This is a genomic window from Vibrio sp. R-1 (assembly GCF_035615595.1).
GTDB classification, from domain to species: Bacteria; Pseudomonadota; Gammaproteobacteria; order Enterobacterales; family Vibrionaceae; genus Vibrio; species Vibrio cholerae.
This window is the reverse complement of sequence record NZ_WPDC01000222.1, coordinates 1-1,027: the sequence shown is the minus strand read 5'-3', so window position 1 is coordinate 1,027 and position 1,027 is coordinate 1. Positions and strand designations below refer to the sequence as shown.

At 39.6% G+C, this 1,027-nt stretch carries 1 pseudogene; it reads right to left on the bottom strand.

Annotated elements, in window-relative coordinates:
* Positions 1-246 (bottom strand): annotated as a pseudogene (locus tag GOU96_RS17750) (amino acid permease); the annotation flags it as partial.
* Positions 247-1,027: the final 781 nt, after the last annotated feature.

The following is a 1,027-nucleotide window of genomic DNA, read 5'->3' as shown; positions in this document are numbered from 1 at the left end:
CTTACCGTGCGCTTCTTGTGAGTAGGCAGACATACCGCCATCACGGTGACAGAACATACCGCATTTTGCGTAAGTGTAAGCGATACACAGCGCACCCACGGTAGTGACCAGCCAGGAGAGCATGGTAATACCACCTGTACCGGCGAGGTTAGCCGGTAGCATGATAATACCGGAGCCCATCATGTTTACTGTTACCAGTACAGTGAGGCCCATAAGCCCCATTTTGTTATCATCTGAAGATGCCATAAAATTTATCTCTTTATTCGATAAACTTAATATTTATTCATCCAAAGTCACTAAAAGGTGCACAAGATGTGCATAACTGAGGATGAGGAACCCTTATTTGTTGCTGCAGCGAAAACCCACACCAAGGATGTTAATAAATGAGATAACGGCGCAGGAATAATACCGTCATTGCATTTATGTTTTTGCTGAGAATAAGGCCATTAATGTTGATGCGTGAATAAACATTTCTGGCTCGATATACATCCCGTATATGAGTTGGTTTATTTTTTAACACAGCTGCATAGGGAAGAAAATAAAGGTCGAGAAAATCGGATTGTGCCTTGTGTCGCGTAATTATTTATGAATTTATGAATAATCAGTAATCCTGACGAAAAGTCGTTATTGCATGTGATTATCTTTAAATGTAATTTCACGCAACCATATGTTTCTTTCCTTGCGCCGCCAGCGCTTTGTTTTATGTGTTGAAATGATCTTTTCTGTAACTGCGCGTAATTTATCCTTTCCTCTCTTTATTTTGTGTATTTCGTTGTACATAAGTGGTGTTTATTTATGCATGCCATTTATTGATGGTTTATTGCTGCGTACTGAATGAAGTGTAACTTGGTAGAAAAAGAAGGCTGAATGTTTATTGCCTCCTGTTTCAGGTTATGACAATGAATGCTCTGTTTGTACAGTTAACTTTACGTCATTTGATAATGTCATTTACTGTGCCAGCGTAATTTTATTAATGGCGTGCTGTCGGGCAATTTGGGTTTCGGCGCCTGAAGAAAATATTCCGAGA